Annotated in this window: 6 protein-coding genes and 1 pseudogene; 3 read left to right on the plus strand and 4 right to left on the minus strand. The window is 39.5% G+C overall.

Annotation, left to right across the window (positions count from 1 at the left end):
- Positions 1-196: 196 nt before the first annotated feature.
- Entirely contained in the window at positions 197-838 is a 642-nt protein-coding gene (locus IQ259_RS06280; RefSeq protein WP_193882518.1) for a Uma2 family endonuclease, read from the minus strand.
- 79 nt (positions 839-917) lie between these two features.
- On the minus strand, positions 918-2543 hold the full coding sequence (gene dndC / locus IQ259_RS06285; RefSeq protein ID WP_193882521.1) for a DNA phosphorothioation system sulfurtransferase DndC: 1626 nt from the start codon (positions 2541-2543) through the stop codon (positions 918-920).
- Between the two features lie 205 nt (positions 2544-2748).
- On the opposite strand from dndC, the gene IQ259_RS06290 reads away from it, so the two are divergent.
- The 3 genes from IQ259_RS06290 (at position 2749) to IQ259_RS06300 (ending at position 7102) form a co-directional block, all read left to right on the plus strand.
- Positions 2749-4347: a DGQHR domain-containing protein gene (locus IQ259_RS06290; RefSeq protein ID WP_193882524.1), complete on the plus strand. Its 1599-nt coding sequence runs from the start codon at positions 2749-2751 to the stop codon at positions 4345-4347.
- Between the two features lie 73 nt (positions 4348-4420).
- Positions 4421-5098, plus strand: a complete 678-nt coding sequence (locus IQ259_RS06295) for a GIY-YIG nuclease family protein (protein ID WP_193882527.1) — start codon at positions 4421-4423, stop codon at positions 5096-5098.
- A 6-nt stretch (positions 5099-5104) separates the two neighbouring features.
- Positions 5105-7102, plus strand: coding sequence for a DNA sulfur modification protein DndB (locus IQ259_RS06300; protein ID WP_193882530.1), 1998 nt, complete (start codon positions 5105-5107; stop codon positions 7100-7102).
- A 52-nt stretch (positions 7103-7154) separates the two neighbouring features.
- Here the strand turns inward: IQ259_RS06300 and IQ259_RS06305 are convergent, their stop codons facing one another.
- Positions 7155-7616 carry a DNA phosphorothioation-associated protein 4 gene (locus IQ259_RS06305; RefSeq protein WP_193882533.1) on the minus strand — a complete coding sequence of 154 codons (462 nt, stop codon included), beginning with the start codon at positions 7614-7616 and terminating at the stop codon, positions 7155-7157.
- Positions 7617-7780: 164 nt separating this feature from the next.
- Positions 7781-8067, minus strand: a pseudogene (locus IQ259_RS06310) (photosystem II q(b) protein); the annotation flags it as partial.

An 8067-nucleotide genomic window follows, 5' to 3' on the forward strand; every position in this document is an offset into this window, starting at 1 on the left:
CCAGTGCCGTAGGCAATCGCACGATTATTTTCTAATCACAAATACAAGACCCATTTTTTTCTAATAGGATAGCTTGTATTGATTGCCTCATAAGACTTCTAGCAATTGCCCTCCCGGAAAGTGACAAAAGCAGGATAATACCATCACTAACTGTTAAGAAATGCGATTGTATCTGTCTCAGTGTTGGTAAGTGTGGCTAGATTTGCACACCTCCAGCTTGAAAAATCTGTTCGGCGGTTAAATTCAATTCTGGGAAAGTAGGCGAGACAATATGGGTATCGCCTTTAAATTGAGTAACTTGGTACTCACCATCAATTAATTGATAAATGGATATAGTAGGCAGCTTAGGATTACCAATAAACTTCCTAGCACCTATAGCCGCGTAGTCTATAATCCAATATTCGGGAATACCTATAGCTTCTCTTCGAGACGCTACGCGAACATAATCAGCTAATTTTTTGTAGTAATCATCTCGCCAATTAGTACTAACAACTTCAATAACTAAGGGAATAGATATCGCTTGAGATACAGTTGATTCTTTTTTCCATAAAGGCTCATTCACCAAATTTGGTCGATTGATTATTAAGATGTCTGGTGAATAAGCTGATTCACCTTCAAATGGCTTGACTAATACAGTTTTTGGAATGTAATAGGGTAAATTTAGACGCTTGATATCAGCAGATATTTCTAGTGCCAAAAAACCAACAACATCTTCATGATCTCCCACTGGTTGAGCCATTTCAACAATCACGCCATCATGTAATTCGTATCTTCCACCTTCAGGCCGCCAGGCTGCAAAATCTTCAAAAGTTACTAATTTGTGTATGACTTGAATCATAGAACCTCGCTTGTTTTAAGATAATCAAACTTTCTCAAGCGTTCTTTAAGCAGTTTGTTGACTCCCATCTTCTATTATTTTATTCTTCTGAGTTTTCCTTTTTAAATTTCATACTTGCCCAAGTTACCTCTTCATCACTTTCACTTTTACCTTCATCGACTTCATTGATTGCTGCAACATCGCCCAAAGTCATCTGCTTAACTTTTGCAACATCACCTTGACTAACTGCTTCGCTTAATTCGCGTTTCAAACGAGCATTTTTAATCGCATCTTCTGGAGAACGGGAACTAGTATTAAAGCATTTTTCTAGGGTTTCGTATATTCCCACGCGACGAGTTTTTTTGCGATACTGGCGTTCTGTGTCTAACAATTTCGCCATGAGTTCCAAGTGCATCGCGTCACCTTCACAGATTTCTTCTAATACTATCCATTCATCACGACCTAGTAAGCTATAGTCAGAGCCAGGACGGGGGTCTTGAAATTCTTCACCAGTCACTTCTTGATAAATCCGGGGTAAACTATCATCAAATTCGTGCTTTTCTTCTAGCCAAATGCGGCGGATTTCGCTCATTTCTTCGAGAGTAATTAGGGTGATGTCGCGCATACTTTCTGGCGCTGTACGACGGGTTTTTGTTTGCGCTTCTAATAATCGTCTGAGCCAATGTTCCCGCCAATATTTAGTATAGGGGCCAGGGATTGGTTCAATGGAGGTTTCCCCGTTTTTATTGCGTTCAAATAGTTGGACATCTCCCCAAATTCTTCTAAAGTCTCTTTTTTCTCGGTCATCTTTGATATCTAGTTCATTACGAATATCTAATAATGGCTGCATCCATTCTTTTTCTTCATCATTTTGGATCATCGCCTCCATTGATTTATCCTTATTCACTAATGTGCAAACCCAACAGCCAAATCGGGAATCACCACAACTAGGAGTAGAAGTATCAACAACTAATGGACATTCATTATCAGCTGTTGCACCCCGATACATAGCAAATAATTCTTTATTACTTTGTCCCCAAGGATTATCCCACTGATTCAGGTATATCCAGACATCGTTATTACTCCAATCTTCTATAGGGGTATAGATTAAGGAGTTGGGTAGGCTGGCATTAGGACTCAGGCGATCTCGTACTCGATCAACTTGATGCTTTTTCATTGTGGCAGCACGTTTGGCGCTTTCTGCTTTGCGAGTACCCAATACAAGAATTGTTTCACCGTTAGCTCTAACTATTTCACGGATGAATTGATTAGCAGGATTAATTTTTAAGCGTGGTGTACACCAGCGAAACTGGTTACGAGGTGCTGGATATCCTTTACCAATAAGATTTACCCAAAATGTGTCTTGAATTACTGGTTGTAGTAAATGTGGATCAATCGGCATCCCCTGTTCTTTTGCAGCTACCTTGAGATTCTGCAAGGATTTGCGAACCCAAGCAGACACTACAGGATTTTCTACCTGAGTATCGGTTGTAATTACATAGACTGTTTTAGTTCTTTTTTCTGGAGCAAGAGATGCGATCGCATTCCATACAAGCTGCAATACTGTACTAGAATCCTTTCCCCAAGACACGCCCAAAACCCAAGGTATCTCATCTAAACAATACAATTCTTGAATTTCAATGGTGAGAGCTTGGATGTAATCCACTAACTCTGCTACAGTACGTGTTTGCTGACCTTTATTTTCTGCTTGTTGTGCTGTAGTCATTTCTCCTTCTCTCTGGAAACGCTGGCGTAATATTCGGGCAAATAGGGCGAATGGAATTCGCGGCTACACAGACTTGTGTTGAGCGGAGTCGAAATACAAAACCCACCTCCGTGGGTTGAAAAAAAGTTTTTAAAAACTTTACTACTAATATCCAAATTTTTGGATAATTAAACGACATAATCTTATTCTGTTTTTAAAATTTAACATGAAAGATAGTGCATCTGACCCCACTGCTGACATTGCTAGAGAATACCTGGAACGGGAAGACAAGGAAAAACAGGTACTAGCTTTACTCTTAGAGAAGTTTTTAGGGAGAAAAGATCAGATTCTCGTTCAAAAAACCGAGATGGGTGGTACTGAGGCTTATGTTAGCTCTGTTACACTGGAATGGTTCGCAGGTCGGGTTCACTTCGCCTCTGGCTTACCTTTATTTCAAAAAAAGTACAATCCTGAGACTGATAATGTCGAAATTGACGCGGATAGTATTGATGAAATTCAGCAACGTCCCCTTGATTGGTCACGTCAAGCACCGCTAGTCCAGTATTTAGCAGCTAGAGACAATCATAAGTTTCCGCCAGTGTTGGTGGTGATAAATCAACCGTGGGTAGATAATCCTAAAGCTGCTGAGTGGGATAACGAAGGACGCGCCACAAAGTCTACGACTGATTTTATACCCTTAGATAAAGACGGTAAGGTAGGTCTGCTAAATATTTCTGAGGATGATGTAACCATATATGCACTAGATGGTCAACACCGATTAATGGGGGTTCAGGGGTTGATGGAGTTAATCAAAACTCGTAAACTCCAGCGCTATAAAAAAGATAAAGGTGTTGATGACAGTTTTATTACAGTCAATGATTTAATAGAAAAGTACCAAGTAGACCTTGCTTACTTGCAAAATTTACCCAAGGAAAAAATTGGTATTGAGTTCATCTGTGCGGTAGCGGCTGGGGAAACTCGCACTCAGGCGAGGCGGAGGGTAAGATCGATTTTTGTTCATGTCAACCTGATGGCTGCACCATTGACTAAAGGGCAACTAACACAGTTGAATGAAGATGATGGTTTTGCGATCGTTGCTAGAAAAATTGCAGTTACACATCCACTCTTAGAACAACAACAAGAACGCAAACCCCGCGTTAATTGGAATAGTGCAACAGTAGCCTCCAATTCTACAGTTTTGACCACTTTGCAAGCTCTACAAGATATGTCTGAGCGATATTTGGCTCAAAAGTTCCCCCACTGGAAACCCTTGGAGAAAGGTCTAATTCCCATGCGTCCAGAGGATGAAGAACTTGAGCAGGGAATTGAGGAATTTAAAAAGCTATTCGATTCTTTGGCTAATCTTCCTAGTTATAAAATTTTAGAACACGAGGATACACCAGCTTTGCGGCGCTTCAGCTTTGAGAAAGATGGAGGTGAAGGAAATATGCTTTTCCGTCCAGTTGCTCAAGTTGCATTAGCGCAAGCTTTGGGAATTTTGGTATTTAAGAAAGGTTTTTCTCTAGCAGATATTTTTAAGAAACTGCGGAAGTTTGACCAGCAAGGTGGTTTTAGTGGTATGGAATATCCTCAATCTCTCTGGTATGGGGTTTTGTATGACCCAAATAAAAAACGGGTGCAGGTTGCTGGACGAGATTTAGCCGCGAAGTTATTGGTTTACATTCTGGGTGGAATTCAGGAACAGATGGAACGTGCTGAACTTCGTAAGGCTTTGGCGGATGCTAGAACTGTGGAAGATAAAACTATAGGTTTTGATGGGGAGTTTGTTGAACCTAAGCAAGTAGGGCTTCCACCTATTCTGTAGTCCTAATGATTACTCGCCTTTAAAGAAATTATTATGCTACCCTGATACGTATTGTATAAAGGGAGTATATTTTGTGGCATTGCTATATAGCAGTGATGCTGTGCAACAGCTAGGTGAAAACGTCGTCTTGTACGATTTGACACAAATGCGTGGAAATAATGCTGTTTTAAGCCGCATCCCCGATAATATCGGTGGTGTCTATGCTTGGTATCGTCGCTTCGAGATTGATGCTAATGCCATCAATGATCCTGAAGTCTTCGTTGATTATATTTTGGGGGAACTTTATAAGGATCATTCGGCTCCGAGAGAAACAAAACTGCCTCCAGCACACCGGATAAAACTCGAGCCAGAGACTTCATTTTCTAAAGAGCTTTTGCTGAAAGAGTTAGCTGCTGATCCGTCCTTCCGTCAACTGCTCTTTATGCTTTTGAATAATTCCCTCATATTTCAGCAACCACTATATATAGGAAAGGCAACTAATTTATACTCTAGGATTCGCAGTCATATTCGTGAAGGTAGCATTTTACGCGATCGTCTTGCAGATGCTGGACACAAAATTAATAAATGCAGATTGCTAATTATTCATACTTCATATGATACAAGCACTGTGTCAGATAGTGTTGACGAGGATGACGAATTAGATAATCAAATTGAAGAAGACTATGAATGTTCTAAATTCGCTTCAGACAAACTAGTTGAAGATATTTTATCTAGACTATTTCTTCCATCATTTACTCTTAGATACGGTTGAGATCAAATGCTGATATTATCCAATAATGAAGGAAAATCAAGATTCAATAAACCGCTATATGGTTTAACTGGTATTTACACTTTATCAGAAGGCATAGCACTTCCATACGTTCTTTCACTGGTTGAAGTTAACCGAGCTATTGACGAACTTAAAATAGCTGAACAAATTCCTGCTTCATTAGAGACAAAATGGTCTCTAAAAGAGCTTTTTCAACGAGAAATTGATGAAAAAAGAGTAGAAGACGACATAGTTAAAGGCTATCTTCTAGATCCAAACAAGCTGAAATTTTTTAATGCAATTACTATTGTATTAATGCCAAAGGACGATGATGGCAAGATTCAGAATGCTTTTGATAATACAATAAGCATAGCCCCTCCTCCCATACCTTGGGATGGTACTGATCCTGATGATGAGCAATGGAAAAATTTTCAAAGTGAGGTTGTCAACTTCGGAGGTGTTCAATTTGTTTCTGCTGGAGTCTCTGCTCGGCTGCGTTGGGATGAAGATAGAGTATTAGCAGTAGCAGTAGATGGGCAACATCGTCTTTGGGCGCTCCGTACCTTTCGTGAAGATCCAAGGTTTAGAGGTGGTACTCTTCGCACGATTGAGCAACAAACAAAAATACCAATTTTATTTATTTTGCTTCATCCCAGTGCGGGCTTTAAGAATCTTCAAAGTACAGCTGATTATTCAATTCGGGGAATCGCTCGTGAATTATTCACTGATTTGAATAAGAATGCTAAGACTGTAGATAAGGCTAGAGAGCTTATTCTTGATGACAAAAGCATTAGTGCCCAATGCGTTAGAACTTTATTGACTGAGAGTACAGGCGAAGATGCGAAAGATAAGCTTCCTCTTTCTCTAGTGCGCTGGCAAGACGACTCAAACCGATTTGATAGCTCCTACTACCTAAATTCATTAGTTCATTTAGATTTGCTAATTTCAGCAGCACTGGATCTCAAACCGCCACGCGATCCAATGGAAAAGAAGCACGTAATAGATTTTATCGAAAGTATTGATTCTGCCCTTGGCATAGATAACGAAAAAGTTCAGTACGAGAGTCGCACTCTTGAAGAATATTACATAGAAGACTATTGTGACGAAGATGGAAATCCTGTTACGCCATTTGCACGAATACCAGAGAATTACCTTGGCTCTGCGATAGAAGGCTTTAAAGTTAACTTTCGTCCTTGGCTACTGAAACTTTTACTTGAATTTAAACCATATCAAAACCTGCTCAAGTATGCTCGTGAACATAATTTAATCGAGGGTAATTTTGGTAGCTATCAAGCTCAGACAAGTAAGCATAAAGGAATTATTAGGGAACAAGAAATTGCTAAGGATAGTGATTGGAATAGTCGAGAGATACTCACACACCAAGCTGCTATTAGTAGTATGAAAGATAATCAATGGGCTTTCAAAGCAATATTCCAGAAAGCTGTGGTTCGTCTAGGCAGAATTGTGGAGTTTGACTATAAAGCCAAAGACACAAACTTAGGTAATATCAATGATGTATTGAGTTGTTTAGATAGACTATATGACAAAGGCATTCTAAAAGTAGATGCTGACTTACCGGATTACCCTTTTCGCTTATGGACATTTGTAGCGATAAACCAGAATACTGACAAAATTAAAGTGGCGAGAACTGTAGAAGATAGGATATTTTCCTTATTATGTTTGTGGTATTTCGGCTCTCGTAAAACACAAATCGACGTTGCAAAAGGTTCTCAACTCTTATCGAGGCGAAAACTACTCAATTTCTTTAGTGCAGACAAAAATAAAGCTGAGTGGGCAGGTTGTACAGATGCTTACAGAGCATTGTATAAAGGTTTTGATACTGTTGCCTTTTATGGTAAAGAACATGAAAAAATGAACAATCAACAAAAAGAAGAGATGGTTCGAGACAGGTTCTCTGCTATACTCGCTATTGGTTTACCAGAATTAAATACTCAATATTCACTTCTCCAAGTATCAGAGGAAGATGATGAACTTGATACTGAATAGAAATATAAAGTCTATTAAAGCTAACTGTTATTAAGTTGTAATAGAGAATAATTCAAGATAGGAATTTGGTTAGATCAAATTCCTCATCTTGCTGCTGTGTATTCGTTTTTTCATAACTAAGAATTAATAAAAGTCGCTCTGAATAGTCTACTGCTCCGCGCAGTTCATTTTGTATAATCTCTAAACCAGCATTAGCATACTCTTCAAAAATGTGAATGCGTTGCTCGTCAGCTACATTATCATCACCTATAACCTTAATATTTTCTGTTTCAGTGATAGCCAACAAATTAATTAATAGAGTGAAGCTGCTAGTAAAGTAATCTTGTCGCAGTGGGGATAAATCTTTAGAAATTAAGTCCAAAGGAACGCGCTTTTTATATTTAACGCCCAATGCTGCTGCAAAAACCATTACTTCTACATAAGTCTGAAAAGGCCCAGTTGTGTCTTTTGATGCGACTAGAGATTTCACCAAATCAGCCTTATCTTTAGCAACCCTGATTCTATTTGCAGCCATTGATTATAAATATCTACGTTGTAGTTATCATAACCGAAAGCGAAGAGCGATCGCCCCCAAAGCCAACATCATTTTATACACACCAACAAAAAACGCCCCCCTTTTGAGGAGAGCGTTTTTGTTTTTATTAATTAGAGACGCTGCGATGCAACATCTCCAGAAAATTAACCGTTGATAGCAGGAGCGGTGATAGCAACAGGAGCAACATCACTAGCAGCCAAATCTAAGGGGAAGTTGTGAGCGTTACGCTCGTGCATAACTTCCATACCCAGGTTAGCGCGGTTGATGATGTCAGCCCAGGTGTTGATGACGCGACCTTGAGAATCAATCACTGATTGGTTGAAGTTGAAACCGTTCAAGTTGAACGCCATTGTGCTGATACCCAAAGCGGTAAACCAGATACCGATTACAGGCCATGCAGCCAGGAAGAAGTGCAAGGAACGGCTGTTGT

Origin of the sequence: Fortiea sp. LEGE XX443 (assembly GCF_015206815.1) — a bacterium.
Lineage (GTDB): Bacteria > Cyanobacteriota > Cyanobacteriia > Cyanobacteriales > Nostocaceae > Nostoc_B.